Origin of the sequence: Ruegeria sp. Ofav3-42 (assembly GCF_022347725.1) — a bacterium.
In the GTDB taxonomy this organism is placed as follows: Bacteria; Pseudomonadota; Alphaproteobacteria; order Rhodobacterales; family Rhodobacteraceae; genus Ruegeria.
On record NZ_JAKRGB010000001.1, the window covers coordinates 409,953 to 431,043 of the forward strand.

A 21,091-nucleotide genomic window follows, 5' to 3' on the forward strand; every position below is an offset into this window, starting at 1 on the left:
CATAACTTCGCCGCAGGTGCAAGAGGCTGCGTTCGGCACCAAGAGCATCAATGCCCCATGATCATGCCCTGCAACGCATCCTTTTCCATTGCCAGTTCAGTTAATTGCGCCTTCACCACGTCACCAAGTGTCACAATCCCAACCAGTTTATTGTCTTCGACCACGGGCATGTGGCGAAAGCGCCCTTCGGTCATACGGCTCATGATATCCTGAACAGTATCCTGCTGCGTGGCCGTCACAAGATTTCGGGTCATATACGCACTGACCGGCTGCGTGAGGCAACCGCTCCCGCTTGCCGCCAATTCCCGTACAATGTCGCGTTCCGACAGGATGCCCGTAGCCGTTTCGCCGCCGTCCTCGGACACGACCACCGTACCGATCCGCTTTTCCGACAGGATTTTCGCAGCTTCGGACACTGTGACCGATGGCAAAACAGTGACGACACCCCCGGTGGCCTTGGATTTCAGAATGGCCTGAACGAGCATATGCGTAACCTCCGGAATAATGTCCTGTTTTCCAAAGCGTTGCCGGAATGCGCAAACCTGTCAAGGTGACACTTGTGCCTCAAGATGCTCAACCTCTTCGCGAATACCTTGCGAAAGGGCCTGCGCGAACCGGTTCAGCCTTTCATTGCGCTGATCGCCCTGGTGACGCACCAGATGGAAACTACGGGTCAAACTCACCTGATCCGTCAGTATTTTCTGCAGGTTCGGATGGAATGGCAGGGTAAAGTCGTGCGCCACGCAGATCCCCGTGCCCAGTGTAACCTGCCGCAGCTGCACCGAGACCGAGTTCGATGCAAGCGCGACACGGTCAACACCGATATCGACAAGATAATCCAGCTCTCGATCGAAGATCATATCCGGAATGTAACCAATCATCCGGTGGCCTCTGAGGTCTTCGATCGCCCGGATCTCGGGCCAAGCGGCAAGATATTCGCGCGTCGCAACGAGGTGCAGTTTGTAGTCAGAGATTTTCTGAACCAGAAGGCTCGCGGCCGTTGGCGCGCTGACAGTTACCGCCATGTCTGCCTCGCGCCGTGACAGGTTGATCACGCGCGGCAGAGCCAGGATCTGAATATCCAGGTCCGGGTTCGCCTCGCTGATTTTCGCGCAAACCTGTGGCAGAAGGTAATTTGCCGAGCCGTCCGGGGCACCGATCCGAATCTGCCCGCTAAGGGTTTTCGAGGTTCCCGCCATCGCTCCGGCCGCCGCGCGCATGGCTTCTTCAGCTTTCAGCCCGTGTTCCATCAGCCGCTCGCCTGCCGTGGTCAAAAGATAGCCTTGCTGAGATTTGGTGAACAGCGGAGCGTCCAATGACGCCTCAAGCCGAGCGATCCGGCGCCCTACGGTGGCCGGATCGATTTTCAGCTGTCGCCCGGCGGCGGACAGGCTTTCCTCGCGTGCAACGGCCAGAAAGACCCGCATATCGTCCCAATTCGGTGTCACACACCACCCTTTGCATTTTTGCAAAACATCTTTGAGACATTGCCTCTGTTCAACCAATTTATGCAAGCCTATTGTGCGCCCAAACGCATCGGAGGAGATCTGCAATGACCGAGCTTTCCCATTTCATCAACGGCGAGAATGTCGCCGGAACCTCAGGACGATTTGACGACGTCTTCAACCCCGCCACCGGCGAGGTTCAGTACAAGTGCCCGATGGCAAATGTTGCGGAAACGACCGCCGCAATCGAAAGCGCCGCAGCCGCGCAGCCAGCATGGGGTGCTACCAACCCTCAGAAACGCGCGCGCGTCATGATGGCCATGGTCGGTCTGATGAACCGTGACATGGACAAACTGGCCGAAGCGCTGAGCCGCGAGCACGGCAAGACCATCCCTGACGCCAAAGGCGACCTACAGCGTGGCCTGGAAGTGATCGAATACTGCATCGCCGCGCCCCAGATGCTGAAGGGTGAGTTCACCGACAGCGCGGGTCCCGGTATCGACATGTATTCAATGCGCCAGCCTCTGGGCGTTGTCGGCTCAATCATGCCGTTCAACTTCCCCGCAATGATGCCTCTGTGGCACGTTGGTCCGGCGCTGGCCTGCGGCAACGCCGTGGTTCTGAAACCGTCCGAGCGCGATCCGTCGGTTCCGCTGATGCTGGCTGAACTGTTCATTGAGGCCGGTCTGCCCAAGGGCGTCTTCCAGGTGGTGAACGGCGACAAAGAGGCCGTAGATACCATCCTCGACAGCGAGATCATTCAGGGCGTTAGCTTCGTAGGCTCAACCCCGATCGCGCAGTACATCTACTCCCGCGCAACGGCGAACGGCAAACGTGCGCAGTGCTTTGGCGGCGCCAAGAACCATATGATCGTGATGCCTGACGCAGATCTCGATCAGGCCGCTGACGCTCTGGTCGGTGCCGGGTTTGGCGCTGCTGGCGAACGCTGCATGGCCATTTCGGTTGCTGTTCCCGTTGGCGAGGAAACCGCAGACGCGCTGATCGAAAAGCTGATCCCGCGTGTCGAAAAGCTGAAGGTCGGCCCCTACACCGCCGGCGATGATGTCGACATGGGCCCGGTTGTTACCGGTGCTGCCAAAGAACGTATTCTCGGCCTGATCAACTCGGGCGTGGAGCAAGGCGCGAAACTGGTTGTCGACAACCGCGATTTCAGCTTGCAGGGCTATGAGGACGGTTTCTTTGTCGGCCCTCACCTGTTCGACCATGTGACGCCCGAGATGGACATCTACAAGCAGGAAATCTTTGGCCCGGTTCTGTCGACCGTGCGTGCGGGTTCGTACGAAGAAGCCCTGAAACTGGCGATGGATCATGAGTACGGTAACGGCACCGCGATCTTCACCCGTGATGGTGACACCGCGCGTGACTTTGCCAGCCGTGTGAATATCGGCATGGTCGGCATCAACGTTCCGATCCCGGTTCCGCTGGCCTATCACACCTTTGGTGGCTGGAAGAAATCCATGTTCGGCGACCTGAACCAGCACGGCCCGGACAGCTTCAAGTTCTACACCCACACCAAGACAGTCACGTCGCGTTGGCCGTCGGGCATCAAGGAAGGTGGCGAATTCAACTTCAAAGCGATGGATTAATCACCGGTTCATAGAATTACCAAAGGCCGCCCAATCGGGCGGCCTTTCACATTTCCCGGCGCGTCTTCAGTTCTGGAGGAATTCACGCAGAGTGATCTTGCCATCAAAATCCGCATCGAGTTCAGCCATCAGCATCCGCAACTCATGCGCGGGCATGCAGGCTTTGGCGATGCCGTCGATCTTTTCATTTTCAACCATCGTCAGGCACTCAGCGGACAGAGGTCCATCCACTTCAGGATCGGGAAACTCAACGATATCCCGCACCTCGACAGCTACGAACTCATCCGGAGAAACAACGCCGTTTTCGTCGGCGTCATATTCCAGAAATTCCACGGCACGCTCGGCTAGATAGAATATCTCGAACTCGGAATACTCAACTTTGCCGTCAGCGTTGGAGTCCGCCCGGCTGATCTCATCCGCTGCAATGTCTTCGGCCGTGCAAGGCTCCGCGGTGCCATCACAGTCCTCGGGCACAAACAGAACATCCTCTTCTGTCAGGAACTGGTGGAGTTCGGATTGAGTAATCACTCCGTCTCCGTCCTGATCAAGCTCGGTAAAAAAGATCCGCGCGTTCGGAGTGGCCTGTGCAGGTGTTTGCGCAGTCCCCCAGTAGAGGCCCGCCAACAGAAGGACCGGCAACACATATAATGTCTTGGGGGCAAAACGGCTTAATGAGCGTAAAGGCATGTCATCTTCTCCAACAGTATCAGGTGAAGGCCCCGCCAGTTCCCGGTCGATCACACCGCGCACGAGTTCGCTCATCGACGATCCGCGCTGCTCGCTCAGATCAGCCAATTTGGTTTTCAACTCATAAGATACGCGAATTTCCAAGGTTTCCGATTTCTTGGCCATATCGTGCAGTCTCCGAATTGCTGTGGGCCTGTCCTCTGCAGTTGAAGCAGACATGACCCGGAAAATACCCCAAGCCGTGTCCCGCAAACAGGAAAAACGTGTCCGGACATCCGACTGACCACCGTCGGGACAAGCAAAAAACCGCATGTGCATCGCAACTCTCACGGAAAATTTAAACGGTGCATCTGGCCCTGCGGGTAAGCAGCCACTAAATTGCCTGAAAACCCCGAGCAGTCTTTCAGGAGGCTTAGTTGTCCAGTTCCCGCATTACACGTCGCGCCGCCCTGTTGGGTGTTGCCTCCACAATCGCCGCACCAACGCTTCTGCGCGCTCAAAGCACTGATGCGTTCCCCGAAACCGAAGAAGCAATCAGCACGCAGCTGCCGGTGCGCCGCAATGTGTCCTCGTTCTCGCAACAAAACTGGCAGGACCACTTTGATCAGTTAGGCGTCGGCTGCCTGTTGGCTGATATCACCAGCCGCGCCGTGCATTACTGGGGTCCGGATGGCACATACAAGCTTTACCCCAGCTCGGTTCCAATGAGCGAAGAACTGACCAAGCGCGGTTACACCAAAATTGTTCGCAAAACTGAAAACCCAAGCTGGACGCCTACTGCTTCGATGCGCGAGCGTGACCCGCTACTGCCCGTTCGAATGGAGGGCGGGGAACCTGGTAACCCGCTGGGCACCCGCGCAATGTATCTGAGCTGGCCGGCTTATCTGGTGCACGGAACGCATGACACGAGGAAAATCGGACGTCAAAGTTCTTCCGGCTGCATCGGCCTTTACAATCAACATGTCGAGGAACTCTATCCTCTGGTTCAAATCGGAACTCAGGTCAGATTGGTCTGACGACAAAGCCCCGGCCTCAAGGACCGGGGCTTTTTGTTTGGTGATCAGGCTTACTCAGGCAAGATCACAGCGTCGACGACATGGATCACGCCATTGCTGGTTTCAATGTCGGCCTGAATAACTTCGGCGTCGTTTACTTTGACACCGTTCTTCGCGTTCACGCTAAGGCGATCGCCTTGAACGGTCAGAACCTTGGCGCGCTTTCCGGCGATGTCGCCCGACATGACCTTGGCAGGTACGACGTGGTAGGTCAGTATTTCGACCAACTGGTCTTTGTTCTCGGGCAGCAGCAGAGTTTCTACCGTACCTTCGGGCAGTGCAGCAAAAGCCTCGTCCGTCGGAGCGAACACGGTGAATGGTCCGTCACTTTTCAGCGTATCGACCAGACCGGCGGCCTGAACGGCGGCGACAAGGGTGTTGAAGGAACCGGCTGATACTGCGGTGTCCACAATATCCGCAGCCTGTGCCTTTACAGGCAGGGTCAGTGCAAGTGCGGCGGCGGCGCCCATAAACGTGCGGCGAAACATGGCTGTCATCTCCTCTCCAGCTTGTTATGGAAAGGGGTACGGGCGTTTTGCCGCACCGGATCACTATGAGATCAGTTTTCTTTGATCTGGACCCAGATACTCTGGGCGCGACCTTCTTTCAAAAACGGCAAGGCTTCTACTGCGTCCGGGCGATCCTGCTGCAGGTAGTAACCGGGCCAAAGCATTGAATATGCGCCAGATTGAAGCAATGCGTGCAGCATGTACTGCTCGCCCCAACCCGGGCAATCATAGAAGAACCGCTTGGGATACTCATAGGGTAGAAAAACATCGTGCACATGAATGACCACACCTGGTTTGAGCGCGGGAATGATCCGGCAAAACAGGTGTGCGACGTCGTTGCTCATACGGACAACGTGGCTGGAGTCGATAAACAGCACATCGCCCGCCTCAAGCTGTTCGAACAGCGCCGGGTCGACGTCTTCCAGACGTTTTTGTTCGAACTGATCCACCACATGAGCGATATCCGCCCGGGGATAGGGGTCGATCGCAGTGACCTGAGTGTCCAGACCGCCATCAATGATCGCCTGACGGGTTACGCAGGTCGAGTTGCCGCAACCGACTTCGATCACGCGCTTGGGCTTGAACCGGCGGATCATCAGGTACAGCGCATCGGCGTCAGGGCTATCGTAGTAGCCGTTGTTGATGCGATACCCAGTCTTGTTCCGCTCCGGATCCTTCAGCGCCTTGAGGGCACCAGAATGCTCTTGGAACTCAGCAGTCAGTTGACTGATATCGAACGCTTCCATGCCCGGTGACAGGGCGTAGGCGGGACGGGTCAGTCCCCCTGCCCGTTCAAAAGCTTCCAGGCGGGCACGTTCGTCGTTTTCGATCACTTTATCGATAAGTTTCACACCAAACCGGTCGAGCGCGGCATTCAGCCGGGGGAATTTCCTGGGTTTCACGACGGGCTCCGGGGTTTGGTCACAATCTGGACCGTTCCTTACCTTCGCAGGCGGGGGCTTCGCAAGAACCCTACGGCCAAACACTTGGCAAAAAGGCAAATTCCGTATTCACTGGTCCGAACAGAATTGCGAGGGCCGAAATGCAGCAGGAATTTACGCTGGGCATCGAGGAAGAGTATTTGCTGGTCGATCGCGACAGCCTTGAACTCGCCGAAGCGCCCGCAGCCCTGATGGAAGCTTGCCAGGCTGATTTCGAAGGACAGGTCAGCCCGGAATTCCTGCAGTGCCAGATCGAGGTCGGCACCCGGCCACATGTCACTATCAGTTCCGCACGCGAGGATTTGAAGCGCCTTCGGTCTTGCGTCTCGAAACGTGCTGCCGAGCACAATCTTGCTCCGATCGCCGTATCCTGCCACCCGTTTGCCGATTGGAAGAAACAACACCACACTCGCAAAGACCGCTATGACGCGTTGCAGCACGCTTTGGGCGGCGTCGCGCGGCGCATGCTGATTTGCGGCATGCATGTTCACGTGGGCGTTGCCGACTCGGCCTTGCGCGCCGACCTGATGCCACAGTTGTCTTACTTCCTTCCGCATCTGCTGGCTCTTTCGACCTCATCGCCGTATTGGAACGGCGAGGATACCGGGCTGTCGTCGTACCGGTTAACCGTTTTCGACAACCTGCCGCGCACAGGGCTGCCACCGGTCTTTTCAAGCTGGTCAGAATATGAACGCACCACAGGCGTTCTGGTCGAATTGGGTGTGATCGAGGACACAACTAAAATCTGGTGGGATTTACGACCGTCGCATCGGTTTCCGACGCTGGAAACCCGGATCATGGACGTGCAGCCTCGGCTGGAGCATACCCTCTCGCTGGCCGCGATGGTGCAAGCGCTGACGCGTATGCTGTGTCGTCTGAAAGATCGCAACCTCAGATGGCGGCAATATGATCGCTTCCTGATCGGCGAAAACCGCTGGCGCGCGCAGCGTTACGGCGTTGGCGAAGGCATGATCGACTTTGGCGAGCGTTCGATCAAACCCATGCCTGACCTAATGGGCGAATTGATGGGACTGCTCGCCGAAGACGCCGAGGCACTGGGCACCATGCCTGAACTGGCGAAACTTGTGCAAATCGCCCAGAACGGGACCTCAGCCACCCGCCAGCGCCGGATTCACGCCGAGGCCGCTGCAAAAGGCGATGATCCAGGAAGAGCCGTCGTTCAGCATCTGATCGAAGAGTTCCATCAGGACCTCTGAACGCAGCAGACGATGTTTGCGAATTTTCCCGTGCCTTGCCGTGCCGGTGATTGCTGGTCGTGCAAAATTTCTGTAAGGATTGAGAAATAAACACTCGTTCAATTCATCGGGCAGCGTGGGAGGCAAGCCATGGATTTCGCAACCACCGAAGAACAAAATGCAATCTTCGACATGGCCTACGATTTCGGGCAGGAGAACATTGCCCCCTATGCCCGGCAGTGGGAAGCCGACGGCACCATTCCCAAAGACCTGTGGCCTCGTATTGGCGAGTTGGGTTTCGGTGGCCTTTATGTGTCAGAAGACAGCGGCGGTTCGGGACTGACACGTCTGGACGCCACTCTTGTTTTCGAGGCTCTTTCGATGGCCTGCCCATCGGTTGCGGCCTTTCTGTCCATCCACAACATGTGCGCCAAGATGCTCGACAGCTTTGCCAGTGACGAGCTGAAATCACGCATCATGCCCGATGTGCTGAGCCTGAACACGGTGCTCAGCTATTGCCTCACCGAACCGGGTTCGGGTTCGGACGCAGCAGCGCTGAAAACCCGCGCCGAGCGTACCAATGAAGGCTACACCTTGAACGGCACCAAGGCGTTTATCTCGGGCGGCGGTTACTCTGATGCCTATGTCTGCATGGTGCGTACCGGGCAGGACGGACCCAAAGGCATTTCGACTGTCTATGTCGAGGACGGCACTCCGGGCCTCAGCTTTGGCGCGCTGGAACAGAAGATGGGATGGAAAAGCCAGCCTACAGCTCAAGTGCAGTTCGACGACTGCAAGATCCCATCCGACAACCTTGTCGGCGTCGAAGGTGACGGGTTTAAATACGCGATGATGGGGCTGGATGGTGGGCGGTTGAACATCGCGTCCTGTTCACTGGGCGCCGCGCAAATCGGGCTGAATATGACGTTGCAATACATGTCCGAACGCAAGGCTTTTGGGCAGTCCATCGACCAGTTCCAGGCCCTTCAGTTCCGCCTGGCGGATATGGAGATCGAACTGCAGGCCGCCCGAACATTTCTGCGTCAGGCCGCATGGAAACTGGATCAGGGCGCGCCGGATGCCACCAAGTTCTGTGCAATGGCCAAGAAATTCGTGACCGAGACCGGGTCGAAAGTGGTTGATCAGTGCCTGCAACTGCACGGCGGCTATGGCTATCTGGCCGATTACGGGATCGAAAAGCTTGTACGCGATCTGCGCGTACATCAGATATTGGAAGGCACAAACGAGATCATGCGGGTCATCGTCGCGCGCCAGATGCTCGCTCAGCGCTGAGGGCTTTATGTCAGACATCTATATTCGCACCACAGGTCGTGCCGGTCGCATCACATTGACCAGACCAAAGGCATTGAATGCCCTGAGCTGTGACATGTGCCTGGCCATCGACACCGCCCTGCGGAATTGGCGCGAGGATGACGCGGTCGATCTGATCATATTCGATGCCGAAGGTGACAAAGCCTTTTGCGCGGGCGGCGACATTGCCGAACTCTATGAGACCGGAACCAAGGGCGATTTTGAATACGGTCGAAAGTTCTGGCGTGATGAATACCGTTTGAATGCGTTGATCTTCGAATACCCCAAGCCGGTCGTCAGCTTTCTTCAGGGTTTCACGATGGGCGGCGGCGTCGGTGTCGGTTGTCACGGCAGCCACCGCATTGTTGGGGAAACTTCGAAAATCGCCCTTCCCGAATGCTCCATCGGATTAGTGCCGGATGTCGGAAGTACCCTGATGCTGGCGTTGGCTCCCGGACGTTTGGGCGAGTATCTGGGCACGACGGGCCACCGTATGGGGCCGGCCGACGCCATCTTCGCCGGTTTCGCAGACCATTTCATCCCGATCGCGCAATGGTCGGACCTGATCGAAATGCTTGAAGCATCCGGCGACGCCAGAGTGCTTGAAAGGCATGCCGAGGCTCCGCCGGAGGGTGAGCTGCCCGGCTTGCAAGCCGGAATTGACGAGGTTTTTGATGGCGAAGCGTTGGGCGATATCCTGAACAACTTGCGTCATTCGGATAATGAAGCGTCCGCCGATAGCCTCAAACTCATGGTCCGCAACTCACCGTTGTCGATGGCGTGTACCGTAGAAATGCTGCATCGTCTTCGGTCACCCAACCTGACGATACGCAAGGCGTTGGAACTGGAATACCGGTTTACTTACCGCGCTATGGAGCACGGCGATTTTCTGGAAGGCATCCGGGCGCAGATCATCGATAAGGATCGCAATCCAATCTGGCGCCATAAGGATCAAGCCGTACCGTCAGTGGACGTATCGAAAATGCTGCAGCCCCTAGGCGCGGATGCGCTGACATTCGAGGAGGAATAGAGAATGAAAATCGGGTTTATCGGCCTTGGAAACATGGGTAATCCGATGGCGGCCAACCTTGCAAAGGCCGGGCACAATGTCGTGGGCTTTGACATGGCAGATGTCAGTGTTCCCGGTGTCTCGATGGCTGGCTCTGGCGCCGAGGCCGCAACGGGGGCTGACATCGTCGTCACCATGCTGCCGAACGGCCAAATCCTGCGAGCGGTGGCAGATGAGATCGTTCCCGCTATGACCTCAGGTGCAGTTTGGGTTGATTGCTCAACCGTCGATGTTGACAGCGCCCGGGCTGTCGCGGAACAGGCCAAAGACGCCGATGTTCTGGCCGTCGACGCCCCGGTGTCGGGAGGCATCGGTGGCGCGGCAGCAGGTTCGCTGACCTTCATGGCCGGTGGCAGTGACGCCGCTTTTGAGAAAGCCGTCCCGCTCTTCGACATCATGGGACAAAAAGCCGTTCATTGCGGTGATTCCGGGGCCGGTCAGGCCGCCAAGATCTGCAACAACATGATCCTCGGCGTTACCATGATCGCGACCTGCGAAGCCTTTGCTCTGGCCGACAAGCTAGGACTGGACCGGCAAAAGATGTTCGACGTGGTCAGCACATCTTCGGGCTATAGCTGGACCATGAACGCCTATTGCCCTGCCCCTGGAGTTGGCCCCGCAAGCCCCGCGGACAACGACTATCAGCCCGGCTTTGCCGCTGAGTTGATGCTTAAGGATCTGCGCCTGAGTCAGCAAGCTGCAGAAAGCTCAGACGCGGACACGCCAATGGGCAAAGCCGCAACCGCGCTGTATGAGCAATTTGTCGAATCCGAAAACGGCCTGGGCAAGGACTTTTCGGCGATGCTCCCAAGGTTTGAAAAACGCGGCCGTGGGTGAGCCACTCTTGACGGTTCTTCGGAATAGGGGCTGATCACCAGCCCCTACTCTGCAGCGACGCGGGCACCATCCAACATTTGTTTCAGATACCGACCGGTGTGGCTGCGTTCGACCTCCGCCACATCCTCGGGCGTTCCAGTTGCCACGATCTGGCCACCACCATCGCCCCCTTCCGGGCCGATATCGATGATGTGGTCGGCGGTTTTGACGACATCCAGATTGTGTTCGATCACGACGACCGTGTTCCCCTGATCAACCAGTTCATGCAAAACTTCCAACAGCTTACGGACGTCCTCGAAATGAAGACCGGTCGTAGGTTCGTCCAGAATGTACAGAGTTCGCCCGGTTGATCGTTTGGACAGCTCCTTGGACAGTTTCACCCGCTGCGCTTCGCCTCCGGACAGCGTCGTAGCCTGCTGGCCAACTTTTATATAGCCAAGACCAACACGCGCCAGCGCATCCATCTTGTCCCGGATCGAAGGTACCGCTTTGAAGAACTCCTGCGCATCTTCCACAGTCATATCAAGGACATCTGCGATGGACTTACCCTTGAACTTGATCTCAAGGGTCTCGCGATTGTAGCGCGCGCCTTTACAGGTTTCGCAGGTCACATAGACATCCGGTAGGAAATGCATCTCGATCTTGATGACACCGTCACCCTGGCACGCTTCGCATCGGCCACCCTTGACGTTAAAGCTGAACCGTCCGGGTTTGTAGCCCCGCGCCTTGGCCTCGGGCAGACCGGCGAACCAGTCCCGGATCGGGGTGAAGGCCCCGGTGTAAGTCGCTGGGTTCGAACGCGGAGTCCGCCCAATCGGGCGCTGGTCGATGTCAATGACCTTGTCTAGATGCTCCAGCCCCTTGATGGTTTCACAGGGCGCTGGCGTCTGACGCGCACCGTTCAGCCGCATCGAAGCAGTCTTGAAAAGGGTCTCAATCGTCAGGGTAGACTTCCCACCACCGGAAACCCCTGTAACGCAGACAAACTTCCCTAGCGGGAACTCGGCAGTCACGTTTTTCAGGTTGTTCCCGGTCGCTTTGACGACCGTGACCTTCTTTTTGTTGCCTTTGCGCCGGTCCGCCGGGACCGAGATTTCGCGGGTGCCCGCCAGATACTGACCAGTCATCGAGGCCGCATCTGCAGCAATCTGATCAGGCGTACCTTTGCTGACCACCTGGCCGCCATGCACACCAGCGCCCGGGCCAATATCAAACACGTAATCGGCTTCGCGGATCGCCTCTTCGTCGTGTTCTACGACAATCACCGTGTTGCCCTGATCGCGCAGGTTCTTCAGCGTCCCAAGCAGACGATCGTTATCCCGCTGGTGGAGGCCGATCGACGGCTCGTCCAGAACGTACAGCACCCCGGTCAGACCCGACCCGATCTGGCTGGCCAGACGGATACGCTGGCTTTCACCGCCCGAAAGGGTTCCACTTGATCTTGACAACGTAAGGTATTCCAAACCCACATTATTCAGGAACCCAAGGCGTTCACGAATTTCCTTGAGAATGGCACGGGCGATTTCGTTCTTCTGAACGCTCAGGTGGTTAGGAGCGTCGTCGATCCAGGCCAAAGCCTCGCGGATGGACATCTGAACCACCTGACCAACATGCAGGCCCGCGATCTTGACTGCCAGAGCCTCAGGGCGCAGGCGATAACCCTCGCACGTCCCGCATGGCCGGTTGTTCTGATACCGCTCGAACTCCTCCCGGATCCACGCACTGTCGGTTTCGCGATAGCGGCGCTCCATGTTCGGAATCACGCCCTCAAAGCTGCGCGTGACCTGATAGACCCGCCCGCCTTCGTCATAGCGGAACTGGATTTCCTCGTCGCCCGACCCGCGCAGGAAAACCTGCTGTACCTTCGGCGGCAGGTCTTTCCAGGGCGTGTTCTTGTCGAATTCGTAATGGCGCGCAATCGCTTCAATGGTTTGCAGGAAGTACGGCGACTTTCCCTTGCGCCAGGGTGCCAACGCCCCGTCATACAGCTTCAGTGTCTGATCCGGCACCACAAGCCGCTCGTCAAAAAACAGCTCGACGCCAAGACCGTCGCAGGCCGGACACGCTCCGAACGGCGCGTTGAACGAGAACAAACGCGGTTCGATCTCGGGAATCGTGAAGCCACTGACCGGGCATGCAAAGTTTTCGCTGAATGTGATCCGTTCCGGATCACCCTCGCGCGGCGCAGTTTCCAGAATGGCAATGCCATCAGCCAGGTCCAGCGCTGTACGAAGGCTGTCCGCCAGCCGCGTTTCCATACCCTCGCGTACGACAAGCCGATCCACGACAACATCGATGTCATGACGGAACTTCTTGTCGAGCGCGGGTGGTTCGTCCAGTTCGTAGAACTCGCCATCGACTTTCACACGCTGAAAGCCCTGCTTGCGCAGTTCCAGAAATTCCTTTTTGTACTCACCCTTGCGGTCCCGCACGATTGGAGCAAGCAGGTAGCCGCGCGTCCCCTCCTCCATCGTCATGATGCGGTCGACCATGTCCTGAACCTGCTGAGCCTCGATCGGAAGGCCGGTGGCCGGACTGTACGGCGTTCCGGCGCGGGCAAACAACAGGCGAAGGTAGTCATAAATCTCGGTGACCGTTCCAACGGTCGAACGTGGGTTCTTGGACGTGGTTTTCTGTTCAATCGAAATGGCCGGGGACAGGCCGCTGATGTGGTCCACATCCGGCTTCTCCATCATGTCCAGAAACTGGCGCGCATAGGCCGACAGGCTTTCCACGTAGCGGCGCTGGCCCTCGGCGTAGATCGTATCGAACGCCAAAGAAGACTTGCCGGACCCTGATAGCCCGGTGATCACCACAAGCTGATCGCGCGGGATGTCGACGTCGATCCCTTTGAGGTTATGTTCGCGCGCGCCGCGCACTTCGATATTCTTCAGCTCAGCCATTTTGGCCCCCAACACACAAGTGTCTTAGAAATAGGTGAACAACGCTGAGTCTCCAACAAAAATATTAGAACAAAGCAAGAACTGTCATTTGTTCGCCTATTCGACAAAGTCGCAACGTAATTTGCGCGCCGGGGCGCGAAAAGAGCTACTAAGATAATGCTGACTTTGGAGAAAATGGCGCGGTTGACGGGGCTCGAACCCGCGACCCCCGGCGTGACAGGCCGGTACTCTAACCAACTGAGCTACAACCGCGCATCTATTTTCGTGATCCCTTAGCCCGGATCCAGGCTGACAGCAGTGGCGCGGTTGACGGGGCTCGAACCCGCGACCCCCGGCGTGACAGGCCGGTACTCTAACCAACTGAGCTACAACCGCCCGCTGTCCGTTCGTTGCTGAACGTTGGGGTGTATTATGGCTACGCCCGGACATCGTCAAGCGGCGTTTTGAAGTTTTTTTGAAGAACATGATTTTTTCCGAAATAGCCGCCTGCCGTCACAGTCAGAAAACCCGCTTTTTTAAGGCCGGGATGGATTTCACGGCGGGCCGTATTGCCAAGCAACCCAATTCACTGTAACAGCACCGTCTACGGGTGATTAGCTCAGTGGTAGAGCGCTTCGTTCACATCGAAGATGTCAGGAGTTCAAATCTCTTATCACCCACCACTCAATCAACCTTGCAACTAATTGATTTTAAACATTTTAGCAATTAAGCTAATCTTTCATGTGGGACACTAGGGCGCTCCTTGTGGGACACTTTAACCACATTCAGCACGCACAGATTGGACGGTTTCCCGCGTCAGCGGGTGCCAGATTCGCCCTACTCGTCCTCCTCTTTCGACTCAGGTTCGCGCTTTACCGGAAAGCCCCTTTCGTCCAACCCGCGCTGCTTGCGGATTTCTTCAAACTTGGGGCGGTGCAATCCGAGCGGATGCGGCGGTGCGGTCTGCGGTACGTAAGTTGACATTGGAATTCCTTGATTAGTCGTTCTGTGCGGACGCCATTCGTCCTGCACGAGCGGCATCTGCTGCAATCTGCTTCTGACTGCGACGGAAGCTGTCTGCATCCGTAGCCTGAACGTGCCACGTGAAATTCTGGACGGTCGGAGACCCGCCACCTGCCCCGCCGTTCGGCATTTCGACCGGAATCTTTCGCCCCTTGGACAGCGGAATAACGGCTTCGTTGGGGTGCAGGATCGCAGGGATGCCAGACGTGTTTGCGGTGCCCTCCGCATATTGCGGCGCGTGCCGAAATACGGTCGGCGAAACGGCGGGACCGGCATTCACTGACACCGGACTGCTAGTCAGGCCACCTTCTGCGGCGAAGAAGGAACTAATGAGCGTGCCGAAGAACCCACCAGCCCCACCACCGCCCCCGAGCAGACCACTGAAGATTTCCTTCACCGCAAGTTCCGCCGCAAGCCGAGTCATCGTGGACAGAATTGAATCAGCAAGGCTTTCGAAGTTGAACTTGCCCGTCTTGGCGAAGTTCGCGATTTCATTGCTGAGGCTGTCCAAAACGTCGGCCTGAATCTTGTCGCCAGCTTCCTTGTAGCTGGGCACCGCATTGAGCCATCCGGCAGCACCGGCGTTAGCAGCGCTCTCCATTTCGATTGCTGACTTCTGCGCGGCGTCGATCTGGCGGATGAGTGCTTCAGTGGTCTGGTCCACTGAAGACCCCATGACGGCCTGCGCTTCAGCCATCAGTCGAGCGGCTTCGACGGTCTGGAACTGTCCCGACGCCACCAGTTCAAGTTCCATCTTCTCAGCCTGCAAACTCGTCAGCCGATCCTTCAAACTCTTGTTCAAATTTTCGATTGCCCGCTGCTCTTCGGACAGGGCCGAACTGCGCCCCCCGCCGCTGGACTTGGTAAGCTGGTCAATCAGATCGTTTACGGAAGTGTAGTTCTGGTCCGCCTGATAATTCGAACCGGACAGCCGCCCGCCATCGCCGAACATGCGCGGGTCCTGACCGCGCCCGCCGTACTGCTTGGAAGATTGAGCGTTGCCTAGCGATACAGCGGTCTCAAGAGCGATTCCGAGGTTTCGAGCCAAATCAGCCGCAGCCCGCGACGCGCTTGAAATCGTTCCCGTCATGTTGGACGATGCCACGCCATTGGCGGCTTCCCAAGCATCCATGAGTTCAGTCTTCATAGACTCGGAGACATTCAGCGCCTTAGTGGTTTCGGCGAATGCAGCGCGTTCAGCTCGAATGCGAGCCTCTGCCACCTGAACAGAGTCACGGCCATAGGTGGCAATCAGCCGGTTCATCTCGGCCTGCTGACGCAGGCCAGTAAGCATTTCCTGTGCCGTCTGCATGGCCTTCTCAGCTTCCAACCGAGACCGAGCATACCCTTCATGCATCCGGGAAATCTTATCAGCCGCCTTGTCGATTTCCTTCCCGATTTCGGCGACTTCCAAGGCCACCAGAAGCGCCTCCCGCTGGACATTCAACAATTCATCGGGGATCGCTTCGACCGATCCAAAGACCTGCACGAAGGACGCGTTGAGCGCGTTGGCGGCGTCCACCTTGGCCTGCATGGTGTCTGCGGTTGCGAGACCCTCGAGCGACTTGACCACAGTTGCCGCCTGCACATCGGTCAACGCCAGCGTGTCACGCAGATTGTAGAACGTATCGTCGATTTCCTTGATGATGCCGCCACGGGTAGAGACGAGCGACGTGCGGGACAACCCACCAAAGCGCTCAGTCAGGGCGGATACTGCGGAGTCGGCGGAGCGGATAGCATCCAGTCGCCCAATAGTAGCAAGAGCGGCACTAGCGGTCCCGGCCTGCGCGCCGAATGCGCCAAACTTGGCGGTTAGTTCGCTGGTGGTCTGGGATGCAATGTCGGCGTGTTGCTTATACGCCGTTACCGCCGCCGAGAGGTCGTTTAGACGGTCTTCGAAAGACTTGGTTTCTTCCGCAGCCTGTATCGCTGACGCGCCCCAAGACACGGCGGCAGCAGTCACGCCCAGAATGCCTGCGACCACGAGAGTCGTAGGATTCAGCAGGCTGAGCAGCGCCGTGCGGACCGAGTTCAGGGCCTGCGCCTTGCCGCCTGCCATTTCCATGGCCTGCGTGACCTGAAAGAGCTGAGACGCAACTACCTGCATCGGGCTGGCACCAAGCGCAGCCATCGTGAAAACGTCATTGATCTGATAGCCCATCTGCTGCGCTGCTAGGCCTGCATGGCGGGATGAATCCGCGAAGGCAGTATTCGCCGCTGACGCGGACAACAATGCCTGCGAAGCCCGTTCTCGCGCCTGCGCGGCGGTCGCGGAAGACAGGACTCCCGCCTTTTCTAGCGTCTCAATTTCCTGAAGGCTGGCGGCGTAGCGCATCGAGTTCGCACGGATCGGGTCGTACTTCTGAGCCAGATTTTCGAGACGTTCTGAATGGGAGTGGGCCGCGTCAGCGGCTTGCCGATGCGCCCGCGCCTCTGCTTCCAGATCATTCGCAAGCCGCTTCAACTCTGCCGAGGTGTCTGCGAAGCTGCTGCGTGCGGTACGAACATCCAAGGCTGACTGACTGGCGGTCAGATTGGTCTTTAGCTGCATCAATTCCCGGTTCAACCGGTCGATTGAGTCCGTTTCGCCCAAAGCCGCAAAGCGTTCCGTCAACCGCTGAGTTTCATTTTGACTGACACGCAGCGACGCCGCAGAAGACAAGGCGGTGCGCTTCATCTGTTCAGCCATGCGTTCGGCGGCGCGCTCTGCGGTATTGGTCGCCTTTGCCGTGTTGTTTGCCTCGCGGGTCGCGGCCTTGAGGCCGGAAACATCGACCTTGGGGGAAGCGTTCTTGAGCTTCGTAAATGCCCCGCTGGCATCGCGGTCGAGATCGCGAACCGCTTGCTTGACTGCGTTCACGGCGGCGGTGAATTCGCGTGCGCCGCTCTTGGCTGCACCTGCATTGATCTTGAGACGGAGTTCGTGAGTTTCAGCCATTATTGGCGTTGCATCCTTTTTGTATGGGAAAAAGCAGGCGGGTGTTTCGCGGCCCCATACGCCCGAAACACCCGCCAAGGGGACGGCAAAAATGCCGGGGGGTAAGACCCCCGCTAAGCAAGTTCAGTATATCACAGATGCCCGAAAAACCCGCCGCCGAGCGGGTCATCTTAACATGTGAACTAAATTTGAGATTTTTGAGAATTTATTGAGGCCGGTTTGTGAATCAAACAAAGGGGTTCCGGTTGCCGTTGGGTCCCCTATTCGTGCAACATCCAGAGCGCTAAATGATAACCGTGAAGTTCAAAATGCAACCGAAACGGGGCAAATGAGAACTGATGGTAACCCGGAGTAATTAACAACTATTTTTCGGAGGTTTACACTGGCTATGCAGTTAGCGACTGGCGCGCCTTCCTTCGGATGGGCATCTCCCGTCGTGGGTCCCATCCCATTGTTTTTACTAACTTATTTTACCTCGATTCGCTCACAAGAGTCAAAGGAAAAGCGTTGATTTTCAAGCCGCTAACGCGGCCTGTACCGACCCGGACGCGTCGCTATGTCATGTTAATTGGATCAGGCTGCATCAAGCCGTTTCAGGGCGTTGCTAACACTCATTGCAGCCCACTTGCGGGCACGTGGTGTCGGGACGTTGGCAGCGTTCAGGGCATCGGCGATAGCCTGTAGTGAAGCATTGGCTTTCCGCATGGGAATGATGATGGATGCAACACGCTGAGCGGCGGCGTCAGCCGCCTGTTTCGCCGCTTCGTTGCGCTTCATGGTGGCATCCCGCATACCACCCAATTTGACGCCTCTTTCCTTCGCTGCGGCCAACGCCTGCTTAGTGCGAAGGCTGATGAAGTCACGTTCTTGTTCTGCCAACGCCGCATAGATATGAAGCTGGAACTTGTCAGCAGAAGGCATAGACGCAACGCGCAGCGTAAGGTCCTTATCTTTAAGGGTTTTCGCGATGAATTCCACATCGCGACTGAGCCGGTCCAGCTTGCTGACAAGCAGTTCCGCCCTGTGTTTCCGGGCCATTTCCAGCGCTTTTTCTAGCTCTGGACGGTCAGCAAATTTGCCGCTGTGAACGTCTGTGAAGGTGCCTAAAATCTCAAACGGTACGTCTGAGTAGTTGTCTAGAAACAGGGTGATGTCCCGATCCTGAGCTTCCAGACCCAGCCCGGATTTGCCCTGCTGAGCTGTACTCACTCGTCGATAAACCACGTATTTCTTGCTCAAGTCGGGCCTCATAAAAATCGTCCACGTTGGTTGAGCTTTTTATATCGTGCCTAGGGCATGATTCGCGAGTCTTTTCAATAGCTTATAGAAGCTTTCGCGCTTATTAACACTCTATCAATCAAGCCGAACCCATTGGTTGCAGAATGGCCTGTCGAAGGCGGCTGGAGTGTCGATTCAACCATTCAAACAACGCTATATAGTGATGGCGCGTAGCGGTCGAATACCATATGCTGCGGATGAAATCGCCTTTAAGAAGAGTCGAGCATTACGATGAAACTTGTCACCGCACACGTAAAGAATTTTCGCAGCGTACTAGATTCCAACCCCGTCGAAATCGGAGATACGACTTGCTTAGTCGGAAAGAATGAGGCCGGGAAAACCGCGTTTCTTAAGGCTTTGGAGGGGCTTCGTTCCGTCGATAGAAACTACAAGCAGTATGGAAAAACTGAGTCATACCCGCGCCGCTTCCTAGCGGAATATGACGAACGCCATCCTAGTGGGAATGCTGTTGTAATTGAAACAAGCTGGGAACTTGAAGATTCAGACAAGAAGGCTGTGTGCGATGAGCTTGGCGAAGGCGCGCTTACTGGCAGCACTGTTCAAATCAGCAAAGGTTATGAGCAAGACGGTTCGAATTGGGTAGTTCCCATAGACCAGAAAGCAGTTCTACAACGACTGATTGGTCGGTTCGACTTATCTAAAGACGAAGCTGCACCGATTTCAGATGCTGCAACTACTGTTCAAGCGGCTGGTCTTCTCGAAGAGCTAGAGGAACCGACCGAAGCTCAGAGCGAAATGCTTCAGGCCATTCAAAAGTATCGCGACAATTCAGCCATTTTGAAGGCAATTGATATTCTGAATCCTCTGACACCAAGGTTTTTGTATTTCTCTCACTATGATCGGATGGCTGGCGCACTTGCTATCAACAAGTTGAAGCAAGATCAGCAGCAGGACAATGTGGAAGAAGGTGACCAAGTGTTCTTGGACTTCCTTGAATATGCGGGAACGACTTTGGAAGAGCTGCATTCCGCAACGCGTTTCGAGGAACTGAATGCCAAGTGCGAAGGGGCCGCCAATCGAATAACGGATCAAATCTTTGACTACTGGACTCAAAATGATCAGCTAAGCATCGAAGTCGAATTGGACATGGGCCTGTCGGAAGACGAACCACCATTCAATTCTGGTCCGATTGCACGTGCGAGAGTTAGAAACAGCATCCATCGAGTCAGTGTTCCCTTTTCTGAAAGGTCCGCTGGCTTCGTTTGGTTCTTTTCGTTTTTGGTAAAGTTCGCTCAGATCAAGAAACAGCAGGGAAACGTAATCATCTTGCTAGATGAACCCGGCTTGACGCTCCACGGCACGGCTCAAAAGGACCTACTTCGATACTTTGAAGAGCAATTGGAACCTAAACACCAAGTTATCTATTCCACGCACTCCCCCTTCATGGTCCCTGCCGATAACCTTGCCTGCGTTCGCACTGTCGAAGACGTGGTGTCAGAGGATCAACGCGGGCGAAAAGTGTCCGAAGGTACTAAGGTCCGTTCCGACGTTATGACAACAGACCCGCAGACGAACTTCCCGTTATTGGGCGCGATGGGATACGAGGTCACACAAGGGCTTGTCATCAAGCCTGATACTCTACTTGTCGAAGGTCCAAGTGACATTCTGTATCTTCAAGCCGTGTCAAGTAAGTTGAAGGTGGCGGAACGTACTCACTTACATCCCAAATGGGCAGTTTGCCCTGCTGGCGGGATTGACAAGGTTTTGCCGTTTGTCCGCCTGTTTCATGGGAATGGGCTGAATATGGTCATTCTGACAGATTTTGATCGGGGCCAAAAACGCAAACTAGAAAACCTGCACAAAGCGGAACTGCTGGAAGAAGAACGAGTAATCCTAGCGACCGAAATCGCGGATCAAGACGAAGCCGATATTGAGGATTTCTTCACACCTGAGTTCTTTGTCGAACTTGTGAACGCAACATACAGCCTTGAAGGAAAGGACAAGCTTACTGTCAAGAAACTGAATGATGCGGATACAAATACCAATCGAATGGTGAAGAAGGCAGAAGCTTACTTTAGAACGCTGCCCGATAGCATCCCAATGTTTAGCCACTATGATCCTGCGTTGTTCTTGCTCCAAAACCCACAGCTTCTTGATGGTCGGAGTGCGGCGGTAACGGGGACGCTAGACCGCTTCGAATTGGCGTTCAAACGTATCTCAAACTACGAGTGATAGTAAGAGGCCGCTAACGCGGCTTCGAGCATCGCGGCGGGTTGACCCCCAATTAATACTATTGAACTGACCAAATTGGGTCAGTTCAAGCTGTTGATTTACTGTGATTTTTGGTATTTC

The 21,091-nt window shown here is 56.2% G+C and carries 16 protein-coding genes and 3 tRNA genes; 8 read left to right on the forward strand and 11 right to left on the reverse strand.

Annotation, left to right across the window (positions count from 1 at the left end):
• Nucleotides 1-47: 47 nt before the first annotated feature.
• Nucleotides 48-485, reverse strand: a complete 438-nt coding sequence (locus MHN28_RS02040) for a CBS domain-containing protein (protein WP_239335409.1) — start codon at nt 483-485, stop codon at nt 48-50.
• 60 nt (nt 486-545) lie between these two features.
• Nucleotides 546-1,448 carry a LysR family transcriptional regulator gene (locus tag MHN28_RS02045; RefSeq protein WP_239335410.1) on the reverse strand — a complete coding sequence of 301 codons (903 nt, stop codon included), beginning with the start codon at nt 1,446-1,448 and terminating at the stop codon, nt 546-548.
• Nucleotides 1,449-1,552: 104 nt separating this feature from the next.
• Here MHN28_RS02045 and MHN28_RS02050 point away from each other — a divergent pair, with 104 nt between their 5' ends.
• A complete protein-coding gene (locus MHN28_RS02050) occupies nt 1,553-3,052 on the forward strand; it encodes a CoA-acylating methylmalonate-semialdehyde dehydrogenase (RefSeq protein WP_239335411.1) in 1,500 nt (499 codons plus the stop codon).
• Between the two features lie 66 nt (nt 3,053-3,118).
• On the opposite strand, the gene MHN28_RS02055 is transcribed toward MHN28_RS02050, so the two are convergent.
• On the reverse strand, nt 3,119-3,904 hold the full coding sequence (locus MHN28_RS02055; protein ID WP_239335412.1) for an EF-hand domain-containing protein: 786 nt from the start codon (nt 3,902-3,904) through the stop codon (nt 3,119-3,121).
• A gap of 251 nt (nt 3,905-4,155) precedes the next feature.
• On the opposite strand from MHN28_RS02055, the gene MHN28_RS02060 reads away from it, so the two are divergent.
• Nucleotides 4,156-4,755: a L,D-transpeptidase gene (locus tag MHN28_RS02060; protein WP_239335413.1), complete on the forward strand. Its 600-nt coding sequence runs from the start codon at nt 4,156-4,158 to the stop codon at nt 4,753-4,755.
• 50 nt (nt 4,756-4,805) lie between these two features.
• Here MHN28_RS02060 and MHN28_RS02065 read toward each other — a convergent pair whose 3' ends face one another.
• Together MHN28_RS02065 and MHN28_RS02070 are read right to left on the reverse strand one after the other, a co-directional pair.
• Complete coding sequence (locus tag MHN28_RS02065) at nt 4,806-5,282, reverse strand: fasciclin domain-containing protein (protein WP_239335696.1); 477 nt, start codon at nt 5,280-5,282, stop codon at nt 4,806-4,808.
• A gap of 71 nt (nt 5,283-5,353) precedes the next feature.
• Nucleotides 5,354-6,205, reverse strand: a complete 852-nt coding sequence (locus MHN28_RS02070; RefSeq protein WP_239335415.1) for a class I SAM-dependent methyltransferase — start codon at nt 6,203-6,205, stop codon at nt 5,354-5,356.
• Between the two features lie 140 nt (nt 6,206-6,345).
• On the opposite strand from MHN28_RS02070, the gene MHN28_RS02075 reads away from it, so the two are divergent.
• The 4 genes from MHN28_RS02075 (at nt 6,346) to mmsB (ending at nt 10,657) form a co-directional block, all read left to right on the forward strand.
• Nucleotides 6,346-7,461: a carboxylate-amine ligase gene (locus MHN28_RS02075; protein WP_239335417.1), complete on the forward strand. Its 1,116-nt coding sequence runs from the start codon at nt 6,346-6,348 to the stop codon at nt 7,459-7,461.
• Nucleotides 7,462-7,590: 129 nt separating this feature from the next.
• Nucleotides 7,591-8,733, forward strand: a complete 1,143-nt coding sequence (locus MHN28_RS02080; protein ID WP_239335419.1) for an acyl-CoA dehydrogenase family protein — start codon at nt 7,591-7,593, stop codon at nt 8,731-8,733.
• Between the two features lie 7 nt (nt 8,734-8,740).
• Complete coding sequence (locus MHN28_RS02085; RefSeq protein ID WP_239335421.1) at nt 8,741-9,781, forward strand: enoyl-CoA hydratase/isomerase family protein; 1,041 nt, start codon at nt 8,741-8,743, stop codon at nt 9,779-9,781.
• A gap of 3 nt (nt 9,782-9,784) precedes the next feature.
• Nucleotides 9,785-10,657 (forward strand): 3-hydroxyisobutyrate dehydrogenase, encoded by an 873-nt coding sequence (gene mmsB, locus MHN28_RS02090; RefSeq protein ID WP_239335424.1) that lies wholly within the window; start codon nt 9,785-9,787, stop codon nt 10,655-10,657.
• Nucleotides 10,658-10,701: 44 nt separating this feature from the next.
• Here the strand turns inward: mmsB and uvrA are convergent, their stop codons facing one another.
• The 3 genes from uvrA to MHN28_RS02105 form a co-directional block, all read right to left on the reverse strand.
• Nucleotides 10,702-13,560: an excinuclease ABC subunit UvrA gene (uvrA, locus tag MHN28_RS02095; protein ID WP_239335426.1), complete on the reverse strand. Its 2,859-nt coding sequence runs from the start codon at nt 13,558-13,560 to the stop codon at nt 10,702-10,704.
• 175 nt (nt 13,561-13,735) lie between these two features.
• Nucleotides 13,736-13,812, reverse strand: a tRNA-Asp gene (locus MHN28_RS02100).
• 46 nt (nt 13,813-13,858) lie between these two features.
• Nucleotides 13,859-13,935 (reverse strand) — tRNA-Asp (locus MHN28_RS02105).
• Nucleotides 13,936-14,147: 212 nt separating this feature from the next.
• On the opposite strand from MHN28_RS02105, the gene MHN28_RS02110 reads away from it, so the two are divergent.
• Nucleotides 14,148-14,222, forward strand: a tRNA-Val gene (locus tag MHN28_RS02110).
• Nucleotides 14,223-14,376: 154 nt separating this feature from the next.
• On the opposite strand, the gene MHN28_RS02115 is transcribed toward MHN28_RS02110, so the two are convergent.
• The 3 genes from MHN28_RS02115 to MHN28_RS02125 all read right to left on the reverse strand — a co-directional run bounded on the left by MHN28_RS02115 (nt 14,377) and on the right by MHN28_RS02125 (nt 18,739).
• A complete protein-coding gene (locus MHN28_RS02115; protein ID WP_239335428.1) occupies nt 14,377-14,523 on the reverse strand; it encodes a hypothetical protein in 147 nt (48 codons plus the stop codon).
• A 13-nt stretch (nt 14,524-14,536) separates the two neighbouring features.
• On the reverse strand, nt 14,537-17,500 hold the full coding sequence (locus MHN28_RS02120; RefSeq protein ID WP_239335430.1) for a phage tail length tape measure family protein: 2,964 nt from the start codon (nt 17,498-17,500) through the stop codon (nt 14,537-14,539).
• Between the two features lie 573 nt (nt 17,501-18,073).
• Entirely contained in the window at nt 18,074-18,739 is a 666-nt protein-coding gene (locus MHN28_RS02125) for a recombinase family protein (RefSeq protein ID WP_239335432.1), read from the reverse strand.
• A gap of 270 nt (nt 18,740-19,009) precedes the next feature.
• Here MHN28_RS02125 and MHN28_RS02130 point away from each other — a divergent pair, with 270 nt between their 5' ends.
• Nucleotides 19,010-20,971, forward strand: a complete 1,962-nt coding sequence (locus tag MHN28_RS02130; RefSeq protein ID WP_239335434.1) for an ATP-dependent endonuclease — start codon at nt 19,010-19,012, stop codon at nt 20,969-20,971.
• Nucleotides 20,972-21,091: the final 120 nt, after the last annotated feature.

What these genes read in the sequence shown, in the direction of transcription:
- MHN28_RS02040 (WP_239335409.1), bottom strand. Translation starts at nt 485, where the DNA reads ATGCTCGTTCAGGCCATTCTGAAATCCAAGGCCACCGGGGGTGTCGTC.
- MHN28_RS02050 (WP_239335411.1), top strand. Translation starts at nt 1,553, where the DNA reads ATGACCGAGCTTTCCCATTTCATCAACGGCGAGAATGTCGCCGGAACC.
- MHN28_RS02055 (WP_239335412.1), bottom strand. Translation starts at nt 3,904, where the DNA reads ATGGCCAAGAAATCGGAAACCTTGGAAATTCGCGTATCTTATGAGTTG.
- MHN28_RS02065 (WP_239335696.1), bottom strand. Translation starts at nt 5,282, where the DNA reads ATGTTTCGCCGCACGTTTATGGGCGCCGCCGCCGCACTTGCACTGACC.
- MHN28_RS02075 (WP_239335417.1), top strand. Translation starts at nt 6,346, where the DNA reads ATGCAGCAGGAATTTACGCTGGGCATCGAGGAAGAGTATTTGCTGGTC.
- MHN28_RS02080 (WP_239335419.1), top strand. Translation starts at nt 7,591, where the DNA reads ATGGATTTCGCAACCACCGAAGAACAAAATGCAATCTTCGACATGGCC.
- MHN28_RS02085 (WP_239335421.1), top strand. Translation starts at nt 8,741, where the DNA reads ATGTCAGACATCTATATTCGCACCACAGGTCGTGCCGGTCGCATCACA.
- mmsB (WP_239335424.1), top strand. Translation starts at nt 9,785, where the DNA reads ATGAAAATCGGGTTTATCGGCCTTGGAAACATGGGTAATCCGATGGCG.
- uvrA (WP_239335426.1), bottom strand. Translation starts at nt 13,560, where the DNA reads ATGGCTGAGCTGAAGAATATCGAAGTGCGCGGCGCGCGCGAACATAAC.
- MHN28_RS02115 (WP_239335428.1), bottom strand. Translation starts at nt 14,523, where the DNA reads ATGTCAACTTACGTACCGCAGACCGCACCGCCGCATCCGCTCGGATTG.
- MHN28_RS02120 (WP_239335430.1), bottom strand. Translation starts at nt 17,500, where the DNA reads ATGGCTGAAACTCACGAACTCCGTCTCAAGATCAATGCAGGTGCAGCC.
- MHN28_RS02130 (WP_239335434.1), top strand. Translation starts at nt 19,010, where the DNA reads ATGAAACTTGTCACCGCACACGTAAAGAATTTTCGCAGCGTACTAGAT.